Origin of the sequence: Staphylococcus sp. GDY8P54P, assembly GCF_017892645.1 — a bacterium.
Lineage (GTDB): Bacteria > Bacillota > Bacilli > Staphylococcales > Staphylococcaceae > Staphylococcus > Staphylococcus ureilyticus.
This window is the reverse complement of sequence record NZ_JAESLN010000009.1, coordinates 65358-91298: the sequence shown is the minus strand read 5'-3', so window position 1 is coordinate 91298 and position 25941 is coordinate 65358. Positions and strand designations below refer to the sequence as shown.

At 32.4% G+C, this 25941-nt stretch carries 25 protein-coding genes; 19 read left to right on the top strand and 6 right to left on the bottom strand.

What is annotated here, in order from left to right; translation table 11 throughout:
• Entirely contained in the window at positions 1–1716 is a 1716-nt protein-coding gene (gene ptsP, locus KA883_RS04185) for a phosphoenolpyruvate--protein phosphotransferase (protein WP_046207882.1), read from the top strand.
• Between the two features lie 226 nt (positions 1717–1942).
• Here the strand turns inward: ptsP and KA883_RS04180 are convergent, their stop codons facing one another.
• Complete coding sequence (locus KA883_RS04180) at positions 1943–2182, bottom strand: glutaredoxin family protein (protein ID WP_046207881.1); 240 nt, start codon at positions 2180–2182, stop codon at positions 1943–1945.
• 200 nt (positions 2183–2382) lie between these two features.
• On the opposite strand from KA883_RS04180, the gene KA883_RS04175 reads away from it, so the two are divergent.
• From KA883_RS04175 to KA883_RS04165, 3 genes are all read left to right on the top strand, one after another.
• Complete coding sequence (locus tag KA883_RS04175) at positions 2383–3735, top strand: cytochrome ubiquinol oxidase subunit I (protein WP_046207880.1); 1353 nt, start codon at positions 2383–2385, stop codon at positions 3733–3735.
• The gene (locus tag KA883_RS04170; RefSeq protein ID WP_046207932.1) at positions 3735–4751 is read left to right on the top strand and encodes a cytochrome d ubiquinol oxidase subunit II; all 1017 of its coding nucleotides are present in this window, start codon (positions 3735–3737) and stop codon (positions 4749–4751) included. Before KA883_RS04175 ends, KA883_RS04170 begins: the two co-directional genes overlap by 1 nt.
• Before the next feature lie 89 nt (positions 4752–4840).
• A complete protein-coding gene (locus KA883_RS04165) occupies positions 4841–5500 on the top strand; it encodes a potassium channel family protein (RefSeq protein ID WP_019467854.1) in 660 nt (219 codons plus the stop codon).
• A 223-nt stretch (positions 5501–5723) separates the two neighbouring features.
• On the opposite strand, the gene rnjA is transcribed toward KA883_RS04165, so the two are convergent.
• Together rnjA and KA883_RS04155 are read right to left on the bottom strand one after the other, a co-directional pair.
• Positions 5724–7595 carry a ribonuclease J1 gene (gene rnjA, locus KA883_RS04160; RefSeq protein ID WP_046207879.1) on the bottom strand — a complete coding sequence of 624 codons (1872 nt, stop codon included), beginning with the start codon at positions 7593–7595 and terminating at the stop codon, positions 5724–5726.
• A complete protein-coding gene (locus tag KA883_RS04155) occupies positions 7595–7810 on the bottom strand; it encodes a DNA-dependent RNA polymerase subunit epsilon (RefSeq protein WP_046207878.1) in 216 nt (71 codons plus the stop codon). The genes rnjA and KA883_RS04155 overlap by 1 nt, the downstream gene beginning before the upstream one ends.
• Positions 7811–8304: 494 nt before the next feature.
• Between KA883_RS04155 and KA883_RS04150 the strand changes: the two genes are divergently transcribed.
• On the top strand, positions 8305–8577 hold the full coding sequence (locus tag KA883_RS04150; protein WP_046207877.1) for a hypothetical protein: 273 nt from the start codon (positions 8305–8307) through the stop codon (positions 8575–8577).
• A gap of 53 nt (positions 8578–8630) precedes the next feature.
• Here the strand turns inward: KA883_RS04150 and def are convergent, their stop codons facing one another.
• Positions 8631–9182, bottom strand: a complete 552-nt coding sequence (def, locus tag KA883_RS04145; protein ID WP_046207876.1) for a peptide deformylase — start codon at positions 9180–9182, stop codon at positions 8631–8633.
• Positions 9183–9304: 122 nt separating this feature from the next.
• On the opposite strand from def, the gene KA883_RS04140 reads away from it, so the two are divergent.
• The 12 genes from KA883_RS04140 to auxB all read left to right on the top strand — a co-directional run bounded on the left by KA883_RS04140 (position 9305) and on the right by auxB (position 21406).
• On the top strand, positions 9305–9931 hold the full coding sequence (locus KA883_RS04140; protein ID WP_046207875.1) for a YkyA family protein: 627 nt from the start codon (positions 9305–9307) through the stop codon (positions 9929–9931).
• Between the two features lie 265 nt (positions 9932–10196).
• Entirely contained in the window at positions 10197–11309 is a 1113-nt protein-coding gene (gene pdhA / locus KA883_RS04135) for a pyruvate dehydrogenase (acetyl-transferring) E1 component subunit alpha (RefSeq protein WP_046207874.1), read from the top strand.
• Positions 11310–11312: 3 nt separating this feature from the next.
• On the top strand, positions 11313–12290 hold the full coding sequence (locus tag KA883_RS04130; RefSeq protein ID WP_046207873.1) for an alpha-ketoacid dehydrogenase subunit beta: 978 nt from the start codon (positions 11313–11315) through the stop codon (positions 12288–12290).
• A gap of 145 nt (positions 12291–12435) precedes the next feature.
• Positions 12436–13734: a dihydrolipoamide acetyltransferase family protein gene (locus tag KA883_RS04125; protein WP_046207872.1), complete on the top strand. Its 1299-nt coding sequence runs from the start codon at positions 12436–12438 to the stop codon at positions 13732–13734.
• 3 nt (positions 13735–13737) lie between these two features.
• Complete coding sequence (gene lpdA, locus KA883_RS04120; protein ID WP_046207871.1) at positions 13738–15144, top strand: dihydrolipoyl dehydrogenase; 1407 nt, start codon at positions 13738–13740, stop codon at positions 15142–15144.
• A gap of 234 nt (positions 15145–15378) precedes the next feature.
• On the top strand, positions 15379–15651 hold the full coding sequence (locus KA883_RS04115; protein WP_046207870.1) for a UPF0223 family protein: 273 nt from the start codon (positions 15379–15381) through the stop codon (positions 15649–15651).
• A 169-nt stretch (positions 15652–15820) separates the two neighbouring features.
• Positions 15821–16360, top strand: coding sequence for a helix-turn-helix domain-containing protein (locus tag KA883_RS04110; RefSeq protein ID WP_046207869.1), 540 nt, complete (start codon positions 15821–15823; stop codon positions 16358–16360).
• Between the two features lie 11 nt (positions 16361–16371).
• Entirely contained in the window at positions 16372–17466 is a 1095-nt protein-coding gene (locus tag KA883_RS04105) for an ABC transporter ATP-binding protein (protein ID WP_046207868.1), read from the top strand.
• A complete protein-coding gene (locus KA883_RS04100) occupies positions 17459–18262 on the top strand; it encodes an ABC transporter permease (protein ID WP_046207867.1) in 804 nt (267 codons plus the stop codon). The genes KA883_RS04105 and KA883_RS04100 overlap by 8 nt, the downstream gene beginning before the upstream one ends.
• Positions 18263–18267: 5 nt before the next feature.
• Positions 18268–19080, top strand: a complete 813-nt coding sequence (locus tag KA883_RS04095) for an ABC transporter permease (protein ID WP_046207866.1) — start codon at positions 18268–18270, stop codon at positions 19078–19080.
• Positions 19077–20150 carry an ABC transporter substrate-binding protein gene (locus KA883_RS04090; RefSeq protein ID WP_046207865.1) on the top strand — a complete coding sequence of 358 codons (1074 nt, stop codon included), beginning with the start codon at positions 19077–19079 and terminating at the stop codon, positions 20148–20150. The genes KA883_RS04095 and KA883_RS04090 overlap by 4 nt, the downstream gene beginning before the upstream one ends.
• A 74-nt stretch (positions 20151–20224) precedes the next feature.
• Positions 20225–21406: a lipoteichoic acid stability factor AuxB gene (gene auxB, locus KA883_RS04085; RefSeq protein ID WP_046207864.1), complete on the top strand. Its 1182-nt coding sequence runs from the start codon at positions 20225–20227 to the stop codon at positions 21404–21406.
• Between the two features lie 227 nt (positions 21407–21633).
• On the opposite strand, the gene KA883_RS04080 is transcribed toward auxB, so the two are convergent.
• The gene (locus tag KA883_RS04080) at positions 21634–22959 is read right to left on the bottom strand and encodes an Nramp family divalent metal transporter (RefSeq protein WP_046207931.1); all 1326 of its coding nucleotides are present in this window, start codon (positions 22957–22959) and stop codon (positions 21634–21636) included.
• Between the two features lie 238 nt (positions 22960–23197).
• Here KA883_RS04080 and KA883_RS04075 point away from each other — a divergent pair, with 238 nt between their 5' ends.
• Positions 23198–23704, top strand: coding sequence for a DUF4064 domain-containing protein (locus tag KA883_RS04075; protein WP_046207863.1), 507 nt, complete (start codon positions 23198–23200; stop codon positions 23702–23704).
• Between the two features lie 403 nt (positions 23705–24107).
• Here KA883_RS04075 and KA883_RS04070 read toward each other — a convergent pair whose 3' ends face one another.
• A complete protein-coding gene (locus KA883_RS04070; RefSeq protein WP_046207862.1) occupies positions 24108–24719 on the bottom strand; it encodes a YktB family protein in 612 nt (203 codons plus the stop codon).
• Positions 24720–24965: 246 nt separating this feature from the next.
• Between KA883_RS04070 and KA883_RS04065 the strand changes: the two genes are divergently transcribed.
• Positions 24966–25781 carry an inositol monophosphatase family protein gene (locus tag KA883_RS04065; RefSeq protein ID WP_046207861.1) on the top strand — a complete coding sequence of 272 codons (816 nt, stop codon included), beginning with the start codon at positions 24966–24968 and terminating at the stop codon, positions 25779–25781.
• Positions 25782–25941 lie beyond the last annotated feature (160 nt).

Here is a 25941-nt window from a genome sequence, read left to right as displayed (position 1 = left end):
ATGTCTAATTATATTAATGGCATTGCTGCTTCAGATGGTGTAGCAATTGCTAAAGCATATTTATTAGTTGAACCTGATCTTTCATACGATAGTGAGAAGATTCGAGATGTCGACGCAGAAATTGCTAAGTTTCAAAATGCTATTGAAACATCTAAAGTTGAATTAACAAAAATTAGAAATAATGCTGAAAAAAATCTTGGTGCTGATAAAGCCGCTATTTTTGATGCACATTTACTAGTCTTAGATGATCCAGAGTTAATTCAACCGATTGAAGATAAAATAAAAAATGAACAAGTTAACGCACCAACTGCGCTTTCTGATGTAACTGGACAATTCATTACTATTTTTGAAGCGATGGATAATGAATACATGAAAGAGCGCGCTGCAGATATTCGTGATGTGTCAAAACGCGTTTTAGCACATATATTGGGTGTGGAATTACCAAATCCTAGTATGATTGATGAAAGCGTTGTTATTATAGGTAATGATTTAACGCCTTCTGATACTGCTCAATTAAACAAGGAATTTGTACAAGGTTTTGTTACAAATATTGGAGGTAGAACTTCTCACTCAGCAATTATGAGTCGCTCACTTGAAATTGCTGCAGTAGTAGGAACGAAATCAATCACGCAAGAAGTTAAACAAGGTGATATGATTATTGTTGATGGTTTAACTGGCGAAGTGATTATTGATCCTACAGAAGACGAAGTCATTGCATATCAAAACAAGCGTGAACGTTTCTTTGAAGATAAAAAGGAACTTCAAAAATTACGCGATGAAGAAACAACAACTGTTGATGGTGCTCATGCTGAACTCGCTGCTAATATCGGTACACCAAATGATTTGAAAGGTGTAATTGAAAATGGCGCTGAAGGTGTCGGATTATATCGTACTGAATTTTTATATATGGGTAGAGACGAAATGCCGACTGAAGATGAACAGTTTGAAGCTTATAAAAAAGTACTTGAAACAATGGAAGATAAACGCGTTGTTGTTCGTACTTTAGATATTGGTGGAGATAAGGAACTCCCATATTTAAATTTACCAGAAGAAATGAATCCATTCTTAGGGTACCGTGCGATTCGTTTATGTTTAGATCAACCTGACATTTTCAGACCACAATTACGTGCTTTATTACGTGCGTCAGCTTATGGGAAATTAAATATTATGTTCCCAATGGTAGCGACAATTAAAGAATTCCGTGATGCGAAAGCATTGTTATTAGAGGAAAAAGAAAATTTAACAAATGAAGGTATTGAAGTATCTGATGATATAGAAGTTGGTATCATGGTAGAAATTCCTTCAACTGCAGCATTAGCAGATGTTTTTGCTAAAGAAGTAGATTTCTTCAGCATCGGAACGAATGATTTAATTCAATATACAATGGCCGCAGATCGTATGTCAGAGCGAGTATCTTACTTGTATCAACCATACAATCCAGCAATTTTACGTTTAGTGCAACAAGTGATTGATGCTTCTCATAAAGAAAGCAAATGGACTGGAATGTGTGGAGAAATGGCCGGAGATGAAATTGCTATTCCATTACTATTGGGCCTAGGATTAGACGAATTCTCTATGAGTGCTACATCAATTCTTAAAGCACGTCGTCAAATTAAAGGATTAAGTAAAAATGAGATGGAAGAGTTAGCGCAAAAAGCGATTAACTGTGCTACTTCTGAAGAAGTACAAGATTTAGTAAGTAATTATACGAAATAAAAAAAGCTGGTAATTCATTATATAATGGATTACCAGTTTTTTAGTTATATTGCGATTTATTTTAATACTAAGCAGATATACATATAACAGTGGATAAGGAGCATCTATCTACTTGCTCATTTTGTTTAATATAGCTGAAATTAGGTTATGGTTAGTTAAAACAACTAAAGCGATGAATTACTTTATTAGCCTAGTTGATTTAGATAATTTTATAGAGTTGTGAAATTTAATGTGTTGTTTCAATATTTAAAACTTGGTTAATTTTATCCATATCAACTTGGTATATTGGTTCACCATTCAATAATATAAAGGGTGTTGCAAATGCATCATAATCAATCATTTCATTTCGATATTGCTGATTAGCAATGTTTTTTTCTATATATTTAAAACCTTTATCAGTTAAATAGTTTTTTATAAAGGTGCAAGGAGGACAATCATTTTGTGTGTAAATGATGATATCAGTCATTCAGCATCAATCCTTTCTACAAAGTCATTTTCTTTAATAGTAAGTGACTTTTAATTATAATTCAAGCTATAAAATTACATGTAATTGGTCATTAATTTGTCACTTAATTCTGAGTTTAACTAATTTTAAAACATAGCCATTGGGTTTATAATGAATGGACGTTGTGATTTTTGTCACAAATAAATTAAAAAGGTGATATTATGGATTCAGTTGAATTAGCTCGTTTTCTAACTGCAATGACACTTGCAGTGCATATCATATTTGCAACAATAGGTGTAGGTGTGCCGTTGATGTTTGCAGTTGCTGAGTTTTTAGGGATTAAAAAAAATGATTCCCATTATATAACGTTAGCCAAAAGATGGTCTAAAGGTTATACGATTACTGTGGCAGTGGGGGTTGTAACAGGTACGATTATAGGTTTACAACTGTCATTACTATGGCCAACATTTATGCAAATGGGTGGTCATGTGATCGCATTACCATTATTTATGGAAACATTTGCGTTTTTCTTTGAAGCGATTTTCTTAAGTATATACTTATATACTTGGGATAGATTTAAGGGTAAATGGACGCATTTTTTAATTAGTATACCAGTGATTATTGGAGGTTCTTTCTCTGCCTTCTTTATTACAGCGGTTAATTCATTTATGAATACACCGGCTGGTTTTGAAATTAAAAATGGTAAAATGATAAATGTTGAACCTTGGGTGGCAATGTTTAACGACTCATTTTTAATAAGATCTTTTCACGTTGTAACGACTGCTTTTATGACGATGGCTTTTGTACTAGCTGCCATTGCTGCATTCAAATTAGTGAAAAATAAGTTTAAAAAAGATGCAGAATATCATAAAAAAGCTTTAAAATTAACAATGATACTTGGCGTTGTCTTTACGTTAGGTTCTATGTTGGCAGGAGATTTATCTGCAAAATTTTTACATCAAGAACAACCAGAAAAATTAGCTGCGTATGAATGGCATTTTGATACGGAATCCAATGCTGATTTAGTGCTTTTTGGTTCTTTAAATGAAGAAACACAAGAAGTAACTGGTGCAATTAAAATTCCGAGTCTACTTAGCTTCTTGGCTGATAATAATGTTAATACTAAGGTGAAAGGCTTGGATGAATTTCCAAAAGAACTACATCCACCGATGATTGTCCATTATTATTTCGACTTAATGGTGTCGATGGGCGTGTTCTGTTTAATTGTTTCAGCTGCTTTTGTACTAACATTATGCTTTAAAAAATTACGAAAATTCACTTATTCCAAACCAATGCTATATGGCGCTTTATTAACTGGACCTGCAGCGATGTTGGCAATAGAATTTGGTTGGTTCTTAACGGAACAAGGTCGTCAACCTTGGATTGTGCGTGGTTATCTAAAAGTGGCTGAAGCTGCCACTCAAGCAGGTGGTTTAACGTTCGTAACAATATTATTTGGTATATTATATTTAATATTGATTGTTACTTCTTCTTATGTACTAATAAGGATGTTTAAAAATAAACCAGCATATAAAGAATTTGAAGTAACTTCATCGGAAAGAGGTGATGCATGATGATATTCGCATATATAGGTATCACAGTACTATGGATATTCTTATTTTGTTATATTATTGTTGCATCAATTGATTTTGGTGCTGGTTTCTTTACGTTACATGCTAAATTGACAAAACAAGATAAAAAAATAAACCATTTGATTGCACGTTACCTTAATCCGGTTTGGGAAGTAACGAATGTTTTCTTCGTATTCTTCTTCGTAGGAATGGTTGGGTTTTTCCCAGATTCCGCGATGTATTTTGGTACAGTGTTGCTTTTACCAGCATCAATTGCGTTGATATTGTTGTCCATAAGAGGTGGCTTTTATGCTTTTGAAAACTATGGACCAGACACAAAACTACCATGGCTTGCACTTTATGGTTTAGCAGGATTATTCATACCAGCTGCATTAGCCACTACATTAACGATTTCTGAGGGTGGTTATATTACCGGTTCAAGCAACCATTTAGATTTAAATTGGTTTGAATTATTGTTAAGTCCATATTCATGGTCAGTTGTATTTCTTGCAATCATATCTGTACTTTATATTTCATCTGGATTTTTAACTTATTATGCTTCTAAAGCGAATGATAAACCAGCTTATGATTTATTAAGATACTGGTTCTTATTTTGGGGACCACCAATGATCGCTATTTCATTATTTGTATTCTTATCGTTAAGATTGCAAAATGAAACGCATTTCTATACAGCGGTATTTGATTATTGGTGGATGTTTGCACTCAGCTTTTTATGTTTTGCTGGTACAATGTTACTCACATTGATGAAAAAATGGCATGGTTTTGCATTTGTCTTAGTTATTTTACAAATGGCTTTTGCGTTCTTCGGTTATGGTGTAAGTAAGTTACCATACATTTTATATCCATATATTCGTATAGATGAACATGTTGTGAATAGTGGGATGGCTATTGCTTTAATCATCGCATTTATTTTAGGTTTACTTTTACTAATTCCATCGCTAATATTATTATTGAGATTATTTGTTTTTGATAAAAAATATGTTGAAGGTAAAAAATAGACGAATATACTTAAATATAGTAGCGATGTTTATTGTTTAAGCTACGGATATTTGATATATTTCAATTATCTTATTTTTGGAGGACGCATATGGATAAAGAATATGTGGTTATAGGTTTAGGTCGTTTTGGCGGTAGTATTGTTAGAGAATTAAATGCTTTAGATATGGATGTTATGGCGATTGATATGGATGAAGCGCGTGTGAATGAATATAGTGATATTGCCACACATGCGGTAATTGCTGACACAACTGATGAAGCTGTGATGAAAAGTTTAGGCATTAGAAATTTTGATCACGTAATTGTTGCTATTGGTGAAAATATTCAATCGAGTACGTTAACGACTTTAATTTTAAAAGAGTTAGGTGTTAAGAAAGTAACGGCAAAAGCTCAAAATGATTATCATGCAAAAATTTTAAATAAAATTGGTGCAGATACTGTTGTTCATCCTGAAAGAGATATGGGTAGGAGAATTGCACATAATGTAGCTAGTGCTAGTGTTTTAGATTATTTAGAACTAGCAGATGAACATTCAATAGTAGAAATTAAAGTTAGTGAAAAGATGGCAGGACAAACCATTATAGAATTAGATATTAGAGCGCAATATGGTATAAGTATTATTGCCATTAAAAGAGGTAGAGATATTATCGTATCTCCAGACCCAAACATAAATATTGAAATTGGGGATATTTTAATTATGATTGGTCATGATAATGACTTAAACCGATTTGAAAAAAAGGTAGTAAGATAAATATTAATATATGAACTAACGTAGAAGAGGTGGGACAAAACAGTGATGTCCCACACTCTTCTTTTTTGTGTAAAGTGTATTCTTTAAGGGATTTTGATATTTGTGAATAGATAAGTTATACAAGGTTCAAACTTAACTTTTAATTAATGTACTCAGTCAAAATAGCAAATGTTTAATGTAAAAATGCCTCATCCATTACAAATGGATGAGGCATTGAGTTTGATTATGATTTTGTTGATTGGTCCGTTTGGTTACCATCATTTTTTTGTTTTTGTTTTGCTTTCTGAGCGATGTTTTTATTATCTTTGTTGTTAGTATCTTTTGTATTTTTGTTTTGAGATTTACTATTGTGTTTTTTTGAATTGTCTTTTTTCTGATTTGGTTTATTTTGTGTTTTTTTATTTTGAGAAGATGTATTATCTTCATTTACCTTCATGATCACTGGTAAAATCATTGGTTTACGTGCAGTTTTTTCAAATAAATACGGCTGTAGTGTTTCAATGATTGATGATTTAATTTGATGCCATTGTATTTCTGGATTTTGATTCAGTTTAGAAATAACATCTGTTTTGATTTTTCTTTGGGCATCATAAATTAATTGACCAGATTCACGCATATAAACAAAACCACGAGAAATGATGTCAGGACCAGATAGTAATTTGTTCGTTTTAAAGTCTATACTAACAACGACGATGACTAGGCCTTCTTCTGACAATAGTTTTCTATCTCGGATAACTACGTTTCCGATATCTCCAATACCGCTACCATCCACTAAAACATTGCCAGATGGTATTCTTCCAGCTTTTCTAGCTGAATTATGTGTTAAAGCTAAAACATCACCGATGTCAAAGATAAACACGTTGTCTGGTTCCACACCACATTCAATTCCTGATTGGCCATGTGCTTTTAACATGCGATATTCACCATGAATTGGGAGGAAGAATTTTGGACGTAACAAGCGTAACATTAATTGTTGATCGCCTTTAGATCCGTGACCAGATGTGTGAATATTTGATACCTTATTGTGTATGACTTCAGCACCTGCTCGGTATAATGCATTTATAGTGCGGTTAATACTTTTAGTATTACCTGGAATAGGTGAAGAACTAAATACTACAGTGTCTTCTGGAATAATTTTAATTTGTTTGTGTGTACCATTAGCAATTCTTGATAGAGCCGCCATTGGTTCACCTTGTGACCCAGTACATAAAATTAGTAATTCATGTTTAGGCACACTATTAATTTTATTTGGTTCTATAAAAGTTTCAGGTGGTGCTTTAATATAACCGAGTTCCATACCAATTTTAATATTGTTTTCCATTGAGCGACCAAAAGTTACAATTTTACGATTGTGTTTAATTGCAGCTTCAACAGCTTGTTGAACACGATAGATATTAGATGCAAAAGTAGCAAAGATGATTCTACCGCTACAATTACGGAATATCTTTTCAACATTTTGGCCAACTTCACGCTCACTCAATGTAAAGTCAGGAACTAATGAATTGGTAGAGTCTGAAAGTAAACAAAGGACACCTTCTTCTCCAAGTTTTGCCATCTTCGCAATATTTGCTGGTTCACCAACTGGCGTAAAGTCAAATTTGAAATCACCAGTATGAACAATATTGCCTTCTGGTGTATTAACGATAACACCATATGATTCTGGGATACTATGTGTTGTTAAATAGAATGAAACTTCGAAATATTTAGATTTAATAACAGAGCTTTCTTCGATTTCAACAAGTTCTGTTGTTCTTAACAAGTGATGTTCTTCTAATTTATTTCTGATTAAACCTAAAGCTAATGGTCCACCATATATAGGCACGTTTATTTGTTTTAATAGGTAGGGCACACCACCTATATGGTCTTCGTGGCCGTGTGTTATGAACAGACCAACTATTTTGTCTTGATTCTGTTCTAAATAAGTAATGTCAGGAATCACGTAATCAATTCCTAATAAATTATCATCAGGGAATTTGATACCTGCATCTATAATTACGATTTCATCCTGATATTCTACGGCATAAGTGTTTTTTCCGATTTCACCTAAGCCACCAAGGGCATATACCGCAACTTCATTTTTATGAATTTGTTTCATTACTCAGCTTGCTCCACATTAAAATGATCTGATTGTTTTTCATATTCTAAATGTGCGCCCTCAAGTTTAGTAATAAACTCGATATTGTAATTACGGTCTTTCAAATATCTTCTTACTTGTTCTTCTGATTGAGCTTCAACATAAATTGTTTGTGTGTGTTCTCTTACGACTACTTCATCTTTGTTATGTTGAAAAAATACTTTAAATACTGCCATTATATCTATTTCCTCCTAAGTTTTGGTTAGATTATTTATATAAACCCTGAAATGTATAATATTTTGTGAGTTTCTCAATTTTAAATAAAATAAATTTCACTAAAAGTGAATTGAAACTACGTTTTATATAAAGAGAACATACGAGCAGTTGCCCAGTATGTTTCTAGGGTCATTTTAAATTCGTTCGTATAGAAAAATACAAATAGAACATATTCGTATGTTTTCAGTTATTTCTCATTTTACATGATGTAGTAGAATAAATAAAGCAGTTTTATTTTCTGCTAAAGCTTAATATGTAGAAAAAAGTGATTCACTTTATAAAAGGTATTTAACTAAGTAAATTTAGGCTACATATATTCAAATATTAAATGAATCATCATATAGCTTGAGTCAATAATAAAAATTAATTATGATTAAAAGGAAATATAATAATTAATAATTTAAAATAGAAAGTAATAGTAGAAAGTAATAAAGACGAGATGAGGATGATTGATATGGATAAAGTGAAGCGTATTGTTGAAGATATTAAAAGTGAGAAACAACGAACTGACAAGGTCTTTCAAGATATTACATTTGAAATACGTGCGGAACAAGTTATCATGTTTTTCAATTATAATGAAATCATTGACACTATAAATGAAGATCAAAATTATGTGAAACACAATCATGACCCTGTATTTATTGATATTCAAGAATTAAATGCTTTGAAAAAAGAGTTACAAGAGCTCAATATTATATACCATGAAAGAAGAGACGACTTTATGTAAAAAGAACTGTTAGTAAGCGTACGCGATTGGCACGTTTACTAACAGTTCTTTTTTTATACTTCTACTGCATCTTCATGAGGTTGCAATGGATGTTCTGAATCTATGTGATCATAAAACATGATGCCATTAATATGATCTATTTCATGTTGAACTACAACGGCTGGATAACCCTTTAAACGTAATTTGACATCGTTACCATCTATATCTTTTGCTTTAACAGTAACTCTATATTTACGGTGTACTAGGCCTGGTATATTTTCGTCTACGCTTAAGCACCCTTCACCAGTAGGTAGATAAGCTTCTTGAATGCTATGACTCATAATTTTAGGATTCACTAACATCAAGTCATAACTTTTACCTTCGCCATCATCCGGTAAATAAACCGCAATCATTTTTTTAGAAATATTAATCTGTGGCGCTGCAAGTCCGACACCAGAACGAAGACCATATTTATTAGCAGTTTCTTCATCTTGACTATTTATTAAAAATGTTCTCATAGCTTTTAATGTTTCTCTATCTTCATTTGATAATGGAACCTCGACATCTTTAGCTTTTTCGCGTAGCGTAGGATGTCCATCTCGAATTATATCTTTCATTGTTAACATTTGTTCATACACCTTCCTTAATATAAAATATACCAAAGATTACCAAATAAAATACAGTAATTCATTTGATTTATTAAAATTTATTATATAATATAGCACACGAAAAAGGAGGATTTTTCAAAATGAAATTTAAATATGGTATTGGTGCCATACTAGCTTCCACAGTACTTATAGCTGGATGTACAACGGATAAAGGTGAGATAAAAGATTATAATGAAAAGATACAACAAGCATTTGATGAAGAAAAGCCTGTTTCTTCAGTAGGCAAAAAACTTAACGAACTAGAGCAAGAAAAACAAAAACTTGTGAAAAAAATCAATGGTAAAGACCAACAAGAAGCAAAACAAACTTCTGAAAAAATTGTAGATAATGTTGAGAAAAGAAAAAAAGAATTTAAAAAAGAAGAAAATGCTTTAGAAAATTCAGAAGAAGCGTTTAAAAAAGCTCAAAAACATTTAGATAATATTAGTGACAAAGATAAGAAAAAAGAAGTGAAAGAGTTAAATGATGCTTTGAAAGATAAATATAAGGCACATGATAACTATGCAAATTCATATAAAAATATTATGAATAAAGAAAAAGATTTATTTGAATATGGCTCACGTGATCAAGCTAATCAAGAAGAAATGAATAAAAAAACAGAAGCTGTATCCAAATCATATAAAACTATGGACAAATCATTTAATAAATACAAAGACGCAATGGAAAAAGTAAATAAAGAAAAACAAGATGTTGATAATTTAAATTAACATGAAAATGCTATTAATTTGAAATTTAATGTAAATAACTATAGCATTATAAATGAGGGCGCTTACATTCATTTGAACATTGACGCTTTGAAACTTGAGAATAATATAGTACAGCTAGTTTGAAATTAGTGATACAGTTTTGAAACTGTACCTATTTACTGTATTACAGAACTTTTCATATTTGTTTAACAGTGAAACAGTTTTGTGATACAATGTTAAAGGATAAAATGAATTTCTATTATACGGGAAAGGTATGGTGAATTGAATGGCTCCGAAATTAAAAGCCCAATTCGATGCAGAGAAAGTATTGAAAGATACTGAATCTCAATTTGAAATGATCCAAATTTTGGATGAAGACGGTAATATCGTTAATGAAGATCTAGTACCTGATTTATCAGACGAGCAATTAGTAGAATTAATGGAAAGAATGGTTTGGACACGTATTCTTGATCAACGTTCTATTTCTTTAAATAGACAAGGGAGATTAGGATTCTATGCACCTACTGCTGGACAAGAAGCTTCACAATTAGCTTCACAATACGCATTAGAGCAAGAAGACTTTATTCTTCCTGGTTATCGTGACGTACCACAATTAATTTGGCAAGGTTTGCCATTAACTGAAGCGTTTTTATTCTCTAGAGGCCACTTCAAAGGAAATAGAATGCCTGAGGGTGTTAATGCACTAAGCCCACAAATTATTATCGGTGCACAATATGTACAAACTGCTGGTGTTGCACTTGGACTTAAAAAACGTGGGAAACAAGCTGTAGCAATCACGTATACTGGTGATGGTGGTTCTTCACAAGGTGATTTCTATGAAGGTATTAACTTCGCTTCAGCTTACAAAGCGCCAGCAATTTTTGTGATTCAAAATAATAACTATGCGATTTCTACGCCACGTAGTAAACAAACAGCTGCTGAAACATTAGCTCAAAAAGCGATTTCAGTAGGTATTCCTGGCATACAAGTAGATGGAATGGATGCACTTGCAGTATATCAAGCAACTAAAGAAGCGCGTGATCGTGCTGTGAACGGTGAGGGTCCAACACTTATTGAAACAATTACTTATCGTTATGGTCCACATACAATGGCTGGTGACGATCCAACGAAATACAGAACTTCAGACGAAGATTCTGAATGGGAGAAAAAAGATCCGTTAGTTCGTTTTAGAAAACATCTAGAAAATAAAGGTCTATGGACTGAAGAGAAAGAAAACGAAGTAATCGATCGTGCGAAAGCTGAAATTAAAACTGCTATTAAAGAAGCGGATAATACAGAAAAACAAACAGTTACAGACTTAATGGAAAATATGTATGAAGAAATGCCTCAACATTTAGCAGAACAATATGAAATCTACAAAGAGAAGGAGTCGAAGTAACCGATGGCACAAATGACAATGGTTCAAGCGATTAACAATGCGCTTAAAACCGAATTACAAAATGATGAAAATGTCTTACTTTTCGGTGAAGACGTCGGTGTTAACGGTGGTGTATTCCGTGTAACTGAAGGATTACAAAAAGAATTCGGTGAAGACCGTGTATTTGATACACCTCTAGCTGAATCTGGAATTGGTGGCTTAGCTTTAGGTTTAACTACACAAGGCTACCGTCCAGTAATGGAAATCCAATTCTTAGGATTCGTATTTGAAGTATTTGACTCTGTTGCAGGTCAAATTGCACGTACACGTTTCCGTTCTGGTAACTCAAAACAAGCACCAGTAACAATTCGTGCTCCATTTGGCGGTGGTGTCCATACTCCAGAACTACACGCAGATAATTTAGAAGGTATCTTAGCGCAATCACCAGGATTGAATGTAGTTATTCCATCAAGCCCTTATGACGCAAAAGGATTATTAATTTCTGCAATTAGAAGTAATGACCCAGTTGTATATTTAGAGCACATGAAATTGTATCGTTCTTTCCGTGAAGAAGTTCCAGAAGAAGAGTATACAATTGAAATTGGTAAAGCAAGTGTCAAACAAGAAGGTAATGACATTACTTTAATTGCTTACGGTGCCATGGTACAAGAATCATTAAAAGCTGCTGAAGAGTTAGAAAAAGATGGTCATTCAGTGGAAGTGATTGATTTACGTACGGTACAACCAATCGACTTAGAAACGTTAGTTGCTTCAGTAGAAAAAACTGGACGTGCAGTTGTAGTTCAAGAAGCACAACGCCAAGCTGGTGTTGGAGCAACAGTTGCTTCAGAATTAGCTGAACGTGCAATCCTATCATTAGAAGCACCAATTGCTCGTGTAGCTGCTGCTGATACCGTTTATCCGTTTACTCAAGCAGAAAATGTTTGGTTACCAAACAAAAACGATATCATTGAAAAAGCAAAAGCAACATTAGAATTTTAATAAATATTAATAAGTTTGGGATAGCTTTTGAAATGTTATCCCAGCTTCAATTATTAATAATAAAACAGCATGAGATTGCGAATCATAAGTTCCGTTCTCATTTTCTAATTTTTGACTAAATATGAATTTTTAGGAGGATAATAACGTGGCATTTGAATTTAAATTACCCGATATTGGTGAAGGTATCCACGAAGGTGAAATTGTAAAATGGTTTGTTAAAGCTGGAGATAATATCGAAGAAGATGATGTTTTAGCTGAGGTACAGAATGACAAATCTGTAGTAGAAATCCCATCACCTGTGTCAGGTACAGTAGAGGAAGTACTTGTAGATGAGGGTACAGTAGCTGTTGTCGGCGATACAATTGTTAAAATTGACGCACCTGATGCAGAAGACATGGAATTTAAAGGCAGCGATAGCAGTGAATCTGCAGAAGAAACAGAAGCAGAACCTGCTAAAGAAGAAAGTTCTGAAGCAGCAACGACACAATCATCAGCTGATGCAGATGTAGATGAAAACAAACGTGTTAAAGCAATGCCTTCAGTACGTAAATATGCACGTGAAAATGGTGTGAACATTAAAGCTGTTGTAGCTTCAGGTAAAAATGGACGTACAACGAAAGAAGACATTGATGCATACTTAAATGGAGATGCAAGTGCAGCTTCAACTGAGAGCGCACCTGAAACTGCAGAAGAAACTTCTGCGAGCGCAGCACAATCAGCGCCAGTTTCTAGTGAAGGAGAATTCCCAGAAACAACAGAAAAAATTCCTGCTATGCGTAAAGCAATTGCAAAAGCAATGGTGAATTCTAAACAAACTGCACCTCACGTTACTTTAATGGATGAAATCGATGTTCAAGAACTATGGGATCACCGTAAAAAATTCAAAGAAGTAGCAGCTGAGCAAGGTACTAAATTAACATTCTTACCTTACGTTGTGAAAGCACTCGTTTCTGCGCTTAAAAAATATCCAGCGCTTAACACAGAATTTAATGAAGAAGCTGGCGAAATTGTACACAAACATTATTGGAATATTGGTATCGCAGCAGATACAGACAGAGGTTTATTAGTCCCTGTTGTAAAACATGCTGATCGTAAATCTATGTTCCAAATTTCAGATGAGATTAATGAATTAGCTGTAAAAGCACGCGATGGTAAATTAACTTCAGATGAAATGAAAGGTGCTACTTGTACTATTAGTAATATTGGATCAGCAGGTGGACAATGGTTTACACCAGTGATAAATCATCCAGAAGTAGCTATCTTAGGTATTGGTCGTATTGCCCAAAAACCTATCGTTAAAGATGGTGAAATTGTAGCTGCGCCAGTATTATCATTATCATTAAGCTTTGACCATAGACAAATCGATGGTGCTACTGGACAAAATGCAATGAACCATATCAAGCGTTTATTAAATAATCCAGAATTATTATTAATGGAGGGGTAAAACATGGTAGTTGGAGATTTCCCAATTGAAACAGATACTATTGTAATCGGAGCAGGACCTGGAGGATATGTTGCAGCAATTCGTGCAGCACAATTAGGTCAAAAAGTAACAATCGTTGAAAAAGGCGAATTAGGCGGTGTATGTCTTAACGTTGGATGTATTCCATCAAAAGCATTATTACACGCATCTCACCGTTATGATGAAACTAAAAACTCTGAAAATTTAGGTGTTATTGCTGAAAGTGTTTCACTTAAATTTGACAAAGTTCAAGAATTCAAACAGTCAGTAGTTAAGAAATTAACAGGTGGCGTTGAAGGATTATTAAAAGGTAATAAAGTAGAGATTGTTAAAGGTGAAGCTTATTTCGTAGATAACAACAGTTTACGTGTTATGGATGAGAAGAGCGCTCAAACTTATAACTTTAAACATGCAATTATTGCAACTGGTTCTAGACCAATTGAAATTCCTAATTTCGAATTTGGCAATCGCGTTATTGATTCAACTGGTGCTTTAAATTTACAAGAAGTTCCTGGTAAATTAGTAGTAGTTGGTGGCGGTTATATCGGTTCAGAACTAGGTACTGCTTTTGCTAACTTTGGTTCAGAAGTTACTATTTTAGAAGGTGCTAAAGATATCTTAGGTGGCTTCGAAAAACAAATGACACAACCTGTTAAAAAAGGTATGAAAGAAAAAGGCGTTGAAATTGTTACTGAAGCAATGGCTAAATCTGCTGAAGAAACAGACAACGGTGTTAAAGTAACTTACGAAGTTAAAGGTGAAGAACAAACGATTGATGCTGATTATGTATTAGTTACTGTAGGTCGTCGTCCAAACACTGATGAATTAGGCTTAGAAGAATTAGGTCTTAAATTCGCAGATCGTGGATTATTAGAAGTAGACAAACAAAGCCGTACTTCTATCGACAACATTTTCGCAATTGGTGATATCGTTCCTGGGCTACCATTAGCTCATAAAGCGAGCTATGAAGCGAAAGTAGCTGCTGAGGTTATTTCTGGAGAAGCATCAGAAGTGGATTACATTGGTATGCCTGCTGTATGTTTCACTGAACCAGAATTAGCACAAGTAGGTTACACTGAAGCCCAAGCAAAAGAAGAAGGATTAGAAGTTACAGCTTCTAAATTCCCTTATGCAGCTAACGGTCGTGCCTTATCATTAGATGACACAACTGGATTTGTTAAATTGTTAACACTTAAAGAAGATAATACACTTGTTGGTGCGCAAGTAGTTGGTACTGGTGCTTCTGATATTATCTCTGAATTAGGTTTAGCAATTGAATCTGGTATGAATGCTGAAGATTTAGCATTAACTGTACATGCTCACCCAACTTTAGGTGAAATGTCTATGGAAGCTGCTGAAAAAGCTTTAGGATTACCAATTCATACAATGTAATAATTTATAAGCACAAATTGTTATGCTTTAGACGTTTTAACTTAAGTGATTAGGAAGTATGCACAGGGACACTGTTCTCGCACTTTCAAGTCAATGTTCAAACATTTAAAGGCGATAACAAATATATAGGGCGGGAATAAGAAATCAATTTAATATATTGGTTTCTGTCCCGCTCTTTTTTTTACTTTTTTAAAATTTTGATAACTACTTGTTAACAAAAGGGAGTGTAATGATATGGAATATTCATATCCTATTGATCTTGAATGGACAAATGAAGAAATGATGCAAGTGGTAGCTTTTTTTAATGCCATTGAGCAATACTACGAATCAAAAGTTGAGGGCAAGCTTTTGTTAGAACGCTACAGTCAATTTAAAAAAGTAGTTCCAGGTAAAGCTCAAGAAAAGCAAATATTTAAAGAATTTGAGAAGCAAAGTGGCTATAATAGCTACAAAGCTGTAAAATCAGTCAAAGAGGCTTCTAACCAAAAATATTTTAGCTCAGAATAAATTTAACTATTGTCATATTAGCCATATTTTGATACTTTTATTAAGCACTAAACATAATGTTTGATAAAAGTAAACAAAATATGGTTTTTTGTGTAGAGCATGCTAACGTTGTGATTAACAATTAAGCTTTAAATGTGTAAAAGTAGAAGTTATAAAATAAGGTGACAGAATGAATATAGGAAAAAAATTAAAAAATCTAAGAAATATTAAACAACTTACTCAAAGTGAGTTAGCAGAACGTACAGATTTATCTAAAGGATATGTCTCGCAAATAGAAAGTGAACACGCTTCACCAAGTATGGAAACTTTTTTTAATATTTTAGAAGTGTTAGGTACGACCCCTCGTGAATTTTTTAATGATTCAGCGAATACTAAGGTGTTATATAAGAAAAATGAGCAAATTCACTATGATGAATCTGATAGAGGATATTTATTGAATTGGCCAATTACACAATCAAATAATTTCGAAATGGAACCTTTAATACTTACTTTAAGACCTAATGCATCTTATAAAAGTTTTGATCCTTCAGATTCCGACACATTCATATATTGTTTACAAGGTGAGGTTTCGCTTTTATTAGGGAGTGATTATTATCACGCTGAAGAAGGGGACGCGTTATATTTTAAAGCAAACCAAATACATAGGTTAAAGAACCTTACGTCACAAGATGTGAAAGTGATGGTTGTTGCAACAGCATCATATTTATAGGAGGACAATACATGAACCCTTTATTGACATTTGAATCGGTAAGCAAAGCTTACGATGGAACTCAAATATTAGATAACATAGATTTAAATATTGAATCTGGACATTTTTATACACTATTAGGTCCATCTGGTTGTGGCAAAACTACAATTCTCAAATTGATTGCAGGCTTTGAACAAGTTGATCATGGCCAAATCATTTATCAAGGAAAATCAATTAATCAAGTTCCTGCTAATAAGAGAAAAGTAAATACAGTTTTTCAAGATTATGCACTCTTTCCACATTTGACTGTATTTGATAACATCGCATTTGGATTAAAAATAAAAAAATTAAACAAGGAAGTCATTAAAACTAAGGTACAAGATGCTTTAAAATTAGTGAAATTAACTGGCTTTGAAAACAGAATGATAGAAGGCATGAGTGGCGGACAAAAGCAAAGAATTGCGATTGCGCGTGCTATTGTAAACGAACCTGAGATTTTACTTCTAGATGAATCATTATCAGCACTAGATTTAAAACTAAGAACTGAAATGCAATATGAATTAAGAGAAATTCAATCTAGATTAGGTATTACATTTATATTTGTAACACATGATCAAGAAGAAGCATTGGCACTAAGTGACTATATATTTGTAATGAAAGATGGAAAAATACAACAATTTGGTACGCCAATAGATATTTATGATGAACCAGTAAATCGATTTGTTGCTGATTTTATTGGAGAATCTAATATTTTGCAAGGTACGATGGTCAAAGATTATGTCGTTAATATTTACGATCAATCATTTAAGTGTGTTGATATGGGAATTCCTAGTCAACAACAAGTTGAAGTCGTTATCAGACCAGAAGACATTGCATTAGTATCTCCTGGGGATGGGTTATTTGAAGTGACTGTTGAATCCATGTTATTTAGAGGTGTGCACTACGAAATCAATTGTGTAGATAGAAAAGGTTATGAGTGGATGGTGCATTCTACAAAGAAAACTGAAGTAGGCAGTAAAGTAGGTTTATATTTTGAACCAGAAGCGATTCATATTATGGTACCGGGTGAAACTGAAGCAGAATTTGATAAACGCATTAATAGTTATGAGGTGAATGATAATGCGTAAAATAAATGGATTTTTATTTATACCATACATTTTGTGGATGATTTTATTTATTGTTGTGCCTGTTATTTTGTTAATTTATTTTTCTATGATTGATATCCATGGTGATTTTAGTTTAGAAAATTATAAACAAATGATGACAACCAAATATTTTTTGATGTTATGGGACTCTGTATTGTACGCTGTACTTATTACGCTGACTACATTACTTATTAGTTATCCAGCGGCGTATTTTATTCGTACATCAAAACATCAGAATGTATGGTTATTGATATTAATTATACCTACTTGGATTAATTTACTTCTAAAGACCTATGCATTTATCGGATTGTTCAGTCATGATGGTATTATCAACCGAATATTATATAGTTTACACTTACCTAGAACGGAACTGTTATTTACAGGACCAGCGTTTATAATTGTAGCAAGTTATATTTATATTCCATTTATGATTTTACCAATTTTTAATAATATGAAAGACATACCAAATAATTTATTACAAGCTTCAAGTGATTTAGGTGCTAGTCGTTTAGCCACTTTTAAAAAAGTAATCATGCCTTTAACTAAACGAGGTGTATTAACTGGAGTGCAAGTTACATTTATTCCTGCACTTTCTTTGTTTATGATTACAAGGTTAATTGCTGGAAATAAAGTGATTAATATTGGAACGGCGATAGAGGAACAATTTCTTGTAATTCAAAATTATGGAATGGGTTCTACAATTGCATTATTTCTCATTCTCTTTATGGCATTTGTCTTAATCATCACAAATAATAAATCTACAAATGGAAAAGGGTGAATCATATGAAATGGTATGGCAAACTATATATCGGTATATTAATTGCAGTATTGTACATCCCTATACTGTTTTTAATGTTTTATTCATTTAATTCAGCAGGTAATATGATTCATTTTGAGCATTTTACATTAGCACACTATCTATCTTTATTTAACAATGACAGATTGTTATCGGTTATTTTTAATACGATTGCAGTGGCATTATTAGCTGCTGCAATTGCAACGGTCGTCGGAACAATGGGAGCCATTGCTTTATATCATTTAAGGAATAAGAAATTAAAAATTTCATTACTAACTTTAAATAATGTGCTAATGGTTTCTTCCGATGTTGTTATTGGTGCATCATTTTTGATTATGTTTACGGCAATTGGTCACTTTACAGGGTTAGGTCTTGGTTTTATCACAGTGCTCATTTCACATATTGCATTTTGCATTCCAATTGTAGTGATAATTGTGTTGCCTAAATTATATGAAATGAATGCACATACGTTAGATGCTGCTAGAGATTTAGGTGCCACTGAGTTACAAGTGTTAAACAAAGTGATGTTACCACATTTATTCCCAGCAATTCTTGGCGGTTTTTTTATGGCATTAACTTATTCATTAGATGATTTTACAGTTAGTTTTTTCGTTACGGGAAACGGATTTAGTGTATTATCAGTAGAAGTTTATGCTATGGCTAGAAAAGGTATAAGTATGGAAATTAATGCGATATCGACTATACTTTTTATAACAATAATCATAGGTATTCTTGGATATTATTTGATACAAAAAATTATCAAACGAAATAAAGCATTGAAGCAGGTGACTCAACAATGAAACGATTTTTACAATTAATCTTGCTCTCAATTTTTGTTGGATTACTATGTCTATGGATAAGTCAAAAACTCACTGAAAAAGAGCACTCTGCTTCAGGTGAAAAAATATATGTGTATAATTGGGGAGAATATATTGATCCAAGTTTAGTAAAAAAATTCCAAAAGGAAACTGGTATTGAAGTTGTGTACGAGACGTTTGATTCTAATGAGGCTATGGAAGCCAAAATACGCAATGGTGGAACAAATTGTGATGTTGCTTTTCCAAGTGAATATACGATAGAAAAAATGAAAAAAGAAGGTTTGTTATTGCCTTTAAATCATGAGAAAATACCAAATATAAAAAATTTAGATAAAGATTATATGAACATGTCATTTGATAGAGATAATCGTTATTCAGTACCATACTTTTTTGGTACAGTTGGTATTTTATATAATAAAAATGTGTATCCAAAAGATAACTTTAATTCGTGGGAAAGTTTATATAACCCAAAATATGAAAATGATATTTTATTAGTGGATGGTGCAAGAGAAGTTATAGGTTTAGGTTTAAACAAATTAGGCTACAGTTTAAATGATAAAAAAACACAACACTTAGCAGAAGTTGAACATGATTTGAAACAAATAAGTCCTAATATTAAAGGTGTCGTTGGTGATGAAATAACTATGATGCTTGAACAACATGAAGCAAATATCGCGGTTGTGTGGAGCGGTATAGCAGCGCCAATTGTGCAAAATAATAGCGACTTTGATTACGTGGTACCCAAAGAAGGGTCAAACTTGTGGTTTGATAACATGGTTATTCCCAAGACTGCTCAAAATAAAGCAGGTGCACACAAGTTTATCAACTTTATGTTAGATGCACAGAATAGTAAACAAAATACGGAATGGGTAGCTTATGCAACACCTAATAAGACTGCAAGAGCACAATTACCAAAAAATATCAAAGACGATGAACGATTTTATCCTTCAAAACGTACACAAGCAAGATTAGAAGTCTATAAAGATTTAGGTAAGGATACATTAAGTGAATATAATGAACGCTTTTTAAATTTTAAAATGTCGTTAAATTAAAGCGTAGTATAGTAGTTATTTTATCGTTTATTCGATATAATAGTTTGATAAGTAGTATAAGGAGTTGTATAGAAATGTCAGGAGAACAATATACTCAAGTTAGGCGTCCAGTGAGTCGACTAGCAGAAAAGGTATTGGGTTGGTTGAGCTGGATATTCTTACTATTATTAACAATCATCACAATGTTTATTGCACTAGTTTCTTTTAGTAGTGAAAGTTCTATTCAAAATTTAGAAACGTCGTTAAATGGTAATGATTTTATTCAGCAAATACTGGCGAATAATGGATTAAATACGATTCAATTCGTTATTTGGTTACAAAATGGTATATGGGCAGTTATCGTATATTTTATTGTTTGTTTATTAATATCATTTTTAGCTTTAATATCAATGAATATTAGAATATTATCTGGTTTTTTATTTTTAATAGCTACAATCGTAACTTTACCTTTAGTTCTGTTATTTGTACCACTCATTATACCGATTCTATTTTTAATAGTGGCAATTATGATGTTTGCACGCAAAGATAAAGTAGAAATGATACCAGCATATTATTCTGGTGGTTATCAAGGTGGTTATAATGACTATGGACAAGAAAGAAAAGCAGAACCAAACCCTGAACCAAGGACAGAACCAAGACCAGAACCAAACCCACAATACAAAGCACAACAAGATACTTCTGACGTAGAACAACCATCAAATCAAGAACAACAATTAAGAAGAGGTGGGTATAGTTCCGAAGTTGCTAATAAAGTAAATTCGGATATCAATTCAAAAGAGGAAGAACCTCAAGTACTATCTCGACAAGCCAAATACAATTATAAATCAAAACAGCAGTCAAATGATAATGATGAAAATCTTCAAAACGACCAAGCAGATCAAAACTTTGATAGCCAAGCCTCTGAAGAAGAAGCTAGACGTAGACAAGAAGCATTTGAAAAAGAACAACAACTTCAACAAGAAGCATATGAAGAACAACAGCGAATCAAGCAAGAAAAGGCTGAGGAAGCTGCCAGATTGAAACAAGAAAAAGCAGAAGAAAAAGCTCGGATCAAGCAAGAAAAGAAAGCACGTAAACAGCGTGAAAAAGAAAGACGTAAGCAACAACCCAGTGCAGTTAATCAACGAAGAATGAATTTTGAAGAACGAAAGAAAATCACAAGTCAATCTGCAGAGTCATCAGAGAGTGATGAAGAACAAAACCAATCAAGTAAGAATATGCAAAGCGAAGCAGCAGATACAGATAAAGAAAAATAAAGCATGTATTTTATTATGCTATGCTCAAAAAAGAGCAAATCCAAAATGGATTTGCTCTTTTTTTATATGAATATTTGACAATTTTGACCGTTCACAAAATCACTATAATAATGTAAACATACAGAAATCGTCATTAAACAAAGGTATTAGATTTAAAAGTAAACAAAACAGCAACTCCAATAAAGAAATTGCTGTTTTATTAGTCTGTATATATTTAAGTAATATGTTTACATAAGTTCTTTAAATGTTTCTAATATTAAATATACATTTAATAAGCTTAAAATAATGATTAATAACCACGATATCGTATTAACCCAAGTTCTGTTTTTAAATTGTCCCATTAAATAACGATTGTTTGTCGCCAATTGTAAAGGTATTAATGAGAATGGTAAAGCTAAACTTAAAAATACTTGTGAAAATACTAGTAATTGTTCAATTTTAGCTTCATCACTTTTAAAAATAATGATACAGAATATAATTGGTAAAATTGCAAGGAGACGTGTAACAAGTCTACGTAACCAATTTGGAATTTTGAGGTGTAAAAAACCTTCCATTACAATTTGTCCAGCCATCGTACCAGTAATTGTAGAATTTTGGCCTGATGCTAATAAAGCAATTGCAAATAAGGTACTCATAATTGCCCCCATAGAAGCTCCTAATATAGGCTGGTTTTGTAAAGCATGATATAGATCGTAGAAACCACCTAATTGATCAGTATTAACACCATAAAATAAGGCTGCACCTAAAACAAGTAATAAGCAATTAATAATAAATGCAATCGAAAGTTGAATATTAGAATCCATTGTAGCATATTTGATTGCATGTGCTTTTGATTTTAGACTATTTCTATCATACATTCTTGACTGCACAATAGAAGAGTGTAGGTATAAATTGTGTGGCATAATTGTAGCACCAATAATCCCAAGTGCAATAAACAACGCGCTATTATTCGTTATGATTTCTTTGCTTGGTACAAAACCTCTTAAAACCTCATTGACATGTGGTGAAGCGATAAACACTTCAAATATAAAGATCACAAGTACAGTGAAAATTAACGTACCTACGATTGCTTCTATCTTTCGGAAACCAAATCGCATAATAAAGAGTAATAAAAATACATCTAATACGGTGATAAGCGCACCAACAAGTAATGGAATGCCAAACAATAAATCTAATGCTATCGCACTTCCGATTACTTCTGCGATATCGGTTGCAATAATTGCTAATTCAGCAATAATCCAAAACACAAAAGATAATGGTTTATTTAAGTAATATTTTGTAGCTTGTGCTAAATCCATACCTGTAGCTATTCCTAATCTTACCGTCATACTTTGTAGTAACATTGCTGATAAGCTAGAGAGTAAAATGACGAATAGCAAAATGTATCCAAATTGTGCACCACCTTGCATTGAAGTAATCCAGTTACCTGGATCCATGTAACCAACTGCTACTAATAATCCTGGACCTAAATAAGATAATAACTTTTGACTAAATTTACCATTGGTATTAATAGAAACCGTATTGTTGATTTCTTCTAAACTTTTATTATGCATTTTTATATTATTAGTCAATAGTGATACCTCCTATACTTCTAACTAACTTTTTATAGATTACTCCAAAAAAATTATTAGGTCAACCTAACAAAGAAAAAATGTTAGGTTAAAATTTTACTGCTTTTAATTTTTTATTAGTAAATTAATATTTTGAAATATAGAAAATAATACTTTGTAATTTTGTAATATTGTTAAATTTGCTATGATAGTGATAATGAAAGAATAGGAGGAAAAAATGATGAATCGGAAAGCAGAAAAAATCCTTGCTTGGATTGCAAACGGTCTTAGTTTATTATTTTTAATACTCATGATTTTGGGGTTAATTTTATTGAATTTTCCCGAATCCAAGGAAGCATTAAATCAAATATATGAACAGCAAGGTATGTCTATATCAGCAGATGCACTTAAAGCGTCGATATTAATGCAAGGTGGATTTTTATTATTCGCGACGATTCTAGGATTCTGTGGTGTTTTTACAATTAAAGGAAACAGAATTTTAGCTGGGTGTCTTTTAATTGCAGCGGCTTTAATTAGTATTTTTACTGGTAATTTTATCGCATTAATACTTTGGATAATTGCTGGTATTATGCTGTTAGTAAAAAAAGACAAAATTCAATCACAATATCAAATGAAGTCAAATGACAATAGTGAAAATGGCAAGAATAATGATCCACGACAAAAAAGTGACATGAATCCAGAGCAAGAATTAAAAAAGAAAAAAGATGAGGACCCATATATTTATTAAATTATGTGAACGATTCGTACCATTAAAAGATTTATAAAAAATTGAAAATATACGCTAACTGCTAACAAAGTATTGTCTATGTTAGCAGTTTAGTTATGAGTATAATTTTTGGATTTAATAAGAATACAGACATAGAAATTAAATAAATATATTTTTTTGCTTCGTCCGTTAATTTAAAGTTAGTTAACGAAATACGTTAAAGTACATTTATTAACATAAAAAAAGAGTCTAGGTCGACTCAACGATTTCCTAAACTCTTTCATATTATTCTTTTTTTAATTCTAATCAACATAACTGGAGTGGGACGACGAATTTTTTTAATAAAAATAAATTTCTGTCCCACTCTTTTTATAAGGTCTAAGCTATTTATACCTTGGTTGCTTTATAGAATCGGAGTTAAACATTATTTATAAAATTTTAATAACTGTGCGAAAGTCTCTTCTAAAAAGTTTAAGAAAGCTTTATCTGTTTTTAATTCATTCGCATTTGGGGCAAGTGTGCGTGCAACAAATAATTCACCTTTTTTCACTTTTTTAACACGATCAATTGCACTCTGTATATCATCGTCTGACATGTTTGCGATGTAAGTTTTTTCTTGAGACATGTGGTCCAAGCTTAAACTATAATCGGATGGTAAGTTTTTAAGGGTTTGAAATTGTTCTTCAAAAACCTTCACACGCTGCGCTTTATCTTTTGCTTCGTGCATAACACCATACATGACAAATAATTGGTTTTCAAAAAGACCTATTTGAAAATGAGGCAACATTTTATAACCGCGATTGTTAGTTGCAAATGCAACCCATGTATCCTTAGGCGGATTTACACTTCGTCTTGCATGTTTAGCAACGTGAGGATAAAATACTTCTCCTGTTGTTGCCTCTAAATATTGGGAAAAATATTCTCCTAATTCATGTAATTGTGGTCGAACATGTTTATTCAAAGCTTCCATTCTGTTATCTAAACCATCAACAGTAAATGCTTTAAAATCGTTTGCTTTAAATGTATATTTAGCCATTTTAACCTCCTAGTATGTAATTATTATTTTTATTTTAGCACAATATTATTCTATAAACATTGCCATTGCATTTTTCTTTGAACGATATTACATTGCACAGAAACGTGTATAAACCTATGAATCAGGGTAAAAACATAGTATTATTAACTAATATGATATTACATACAATTGACTATTTTAAATATATAAAACTTTATCTTATTAAATATTAATGAAAAGTGAGTCGTGAAAAAGGAGAGGGATACAATGACTGTTTATGAGTTTGCAAAAGGCCTTATTTTAGAAGCGGGCATCAATGTAAAAAAAATCATGAAACAAGGTATAGAAATAGAAACTAAGTCAAATCCCAATGATTTAGTGACGAATGTTGATAAAGCGACTGAAAAGTATATTTTTGACAATATTAAGCAGACTTATCCAGAACATTTAGTAATTGGTGAAGAGGGACATGGACATGACCTTAAAGATGAATCAGGTATTGTATGGGTTGTTGACCCAATCGATGGGACGTTGAATTTTGTACATCAAAAAGAAAATTTTGCAATTTCTATAGGCATATTTAATGATGGCAAACCATATGCAGGATTTGTATACGATGTCATAAATGATAAACTTTACCATGCAAAAGTTGGAGATGGTGCATTTGAAAATGGGAATTCGTTATCTACTATTCAATCGAGTCCTTTAAAAACAAGTATAATTGGTATTAATCCAAATTGGCTTACAAAGCCAAAGTTAGGTGAAGTGTTCAAACCAATTGTGGATGAAGCTAGAAGTGCGAGGGCTTATGGCTCGGCTGCCTTAGAAATTATTCATGTAGCTACGGGTAAATTAGGAGGCTACATTACACCTAGATTACAACCTTGGGATTTTGCTGGTGGTTTAATCATTTTGCAAGAAGTAGGTGGCATAGGCACAGATTTAATGGGAAATGCCTTGTCCATATATGAACCGAGTTCCATAGTAATGGCAAATCCTCAATTACATGCAGAACTATTAGAATTTCATTTTCAAAAAAATAATGAAATGATAGAAGCATTACAAAAACGATTAAAACATTAAAGTGATTGTTTTGAATCATATAACTAATCAAATTTTAACTTTTAAAGTAAGTGATGTGATACAGAAAGTCAATGATGGTTTAATTAGTAGCGTGTTAAATACAAACTTTAAAGCATTTTTAAATAAAATTAACATATAAAAAAGGACAGAAAATACATTT

What these genes read in the sequence shown, in the direction of transcription:
- KA883_RS04095 (WP_046207866.1), top strand. Translation starts at nt 18,268, where the DNA reads ATGAAATGGTATGGCAAACTATATATCGGTATATTAATTGCAGTATTG.
- KA883_RS04130 (WP_046207873.1), top strand. Translation starts at nt 11,313, where the DNA reads ATGGCACAAATGACAATGGTTCAAGCGATTAACAATGCGCTTAAAACC.
- auxB (WP_046207864.1), top strand. Translation starts at nt 20,225, where the DNA reads ATGTCAGGAGAACAATATACTCAAGTTAGGCGTCCAGTGAGTCGACTA.
- KA883_RS04150 (WP_046207877.1), top strand. Translation starts at nt 8,305, where the DNA reads ATGGATAAAGTGAAGCGTATTGTTGAAGATATTAAAAGTGAGAAACAA.
- KA883_RS04155 (WP_046207878.1), bottom strand. Translation starts at nt 7,810, where the DNA reads ATGGCAGTATTTAAAGTATTTTTTCAACATAACAAAGATGAAGTAGTC.
- KA883_RS04175 (WP_046207880.1), top strand. Translation starts at nt 2,383, where the DNA reads ATGGATTCAGTTGAATTAGCTCGTTTTCTAACTGCAATGACACTTGCA.
- KA883_RS04070 (WP_046207862.1), bottom strand. Translation starts at nt 24,719, where the DNA reads ATGGCTAAATATACATTTAAAGCAAACGATTTTAAAGCATTTACTGTT.
- KA883_RS04180 (WP_046207881.1), bottom strand. Translation starts at nt 2,182, where the DNA reads ATGACTGATATCATCATTTACACACAAAATGATTGTCCTCCTTGCACC.
- KA883_RS04165 (WP_019467854.1), top strand. Translation starts at nt 4,841, where the DNA reads ATGGATAAAGAATATGTGGTTATAGGTTTAGGTCGTTTTGGCGGTAGT.
- def (WP_046207876.1), bottom strand. Translation starts at nt 9,182, where the DNA reads ATGTTAACAATGAAAGATATAATTCGAGATGGACATCCTACGCTACGC.
- KA883_RS04110 (WP_046207869.1), top strand. Translation starts at nt 15,821, where the DNA reads ATGAATATAGGAAAAAAATTAAAAAATCTAAGAAATATTAAACAACTT.
- rnjA (WP_046207879.1), bottom strand. Translation starts at nt 7,595, where the DNA reads ATGAAACAAATTCATAAAAATGAAGTTGCGGTATATGCCCTTGGTGGC.
- KA883_RS04140 (WP_046207875.1), top strand. Translation starts at nt 9,305, where the DNA reads ATGAAATTTAAATATGGTATTGGTGCCATACTAGCTTCCACAGTACTT.
- lpdA (WP_046207871.1), top strand. Translation starts at nt 13,738, where the DNA reads ATGGTAGTTGGAGATTTCCCAATTGAAACAGATACTATTGTAATCGGA.
- KA883_RS04065 (WP_046207861.1), top strand. Translation starts at nt 24,966, where the DNA reads ATGACTGTTTATGAGTTTGCAAAAGGCCTTATTTTAGAAGCGGGCATC.
- KA883_RS04100 (WP_046207867.1), top strand. Translation starts at nt 17,459, where the DNA reads ATGCGTAAAATAAATGGATTTTTATTTATACCATACATTTTGTGGATG.
- KA883_RS04170 (WP_046207932.1), top strand. Translation starts at nt 3,735, where the DNA reads ATGATATTCGCATATATAGGTATCACAGTACTATGGATATTCTTATTT.
- KA883_RS04090 (WP_046207865.1), top strand. Translation starts at nt 19,077, where the DNA reads ATGAAACGATTTTTACAATTAATCTTGCTCTCAATTTTTGTTGGATTA.
- pdhA (WP_046207874.1), top strand. Translation starts at nt 10,197, where the DNA reads ATGGCTCCGAAATTAAAAGCCCAATTCGATGCAGAGAAAGTATTGAAA.
- KA883_RS04105 (WP_046207868.1), top strand. Translation starts at nt 16,372, where the DNA reads ATGAACCCTTTATTGACATTTGAATCGGTAAGCAAAGCTTACGATGGA.
- KA883_RS04115 (WP_046207870.1), top strand. Translation starts at nt 15,379, where the DNA reads ATGGAATATTCATATCCTATTGATCTTGAATGGACAAATGAAGAAATG.
- KA883_RS04075 (WP_046207863.1), top strand. Translation starts at nt 23,198, where the DNA reads ATGAATCGGAAAGCAGAAAAAATCCTTGCTTGGATTGCAAACGGTCTT.
- ptsP (WP_046207882.1), top strand. Translation starts at nt 1, where the DNA reads ATGTCTAATTATATTAATGGCATTGCTGCTTCAGATGGTGTAGCAATT.
- KA883_RS04080 (WP_046207931.1), bottom strand. Translation starts at nt 22,959, where the DNA reads ATGCATAATAAAAGTTTAGAAGAAATCAACAATACGGTTTCTATTAAT.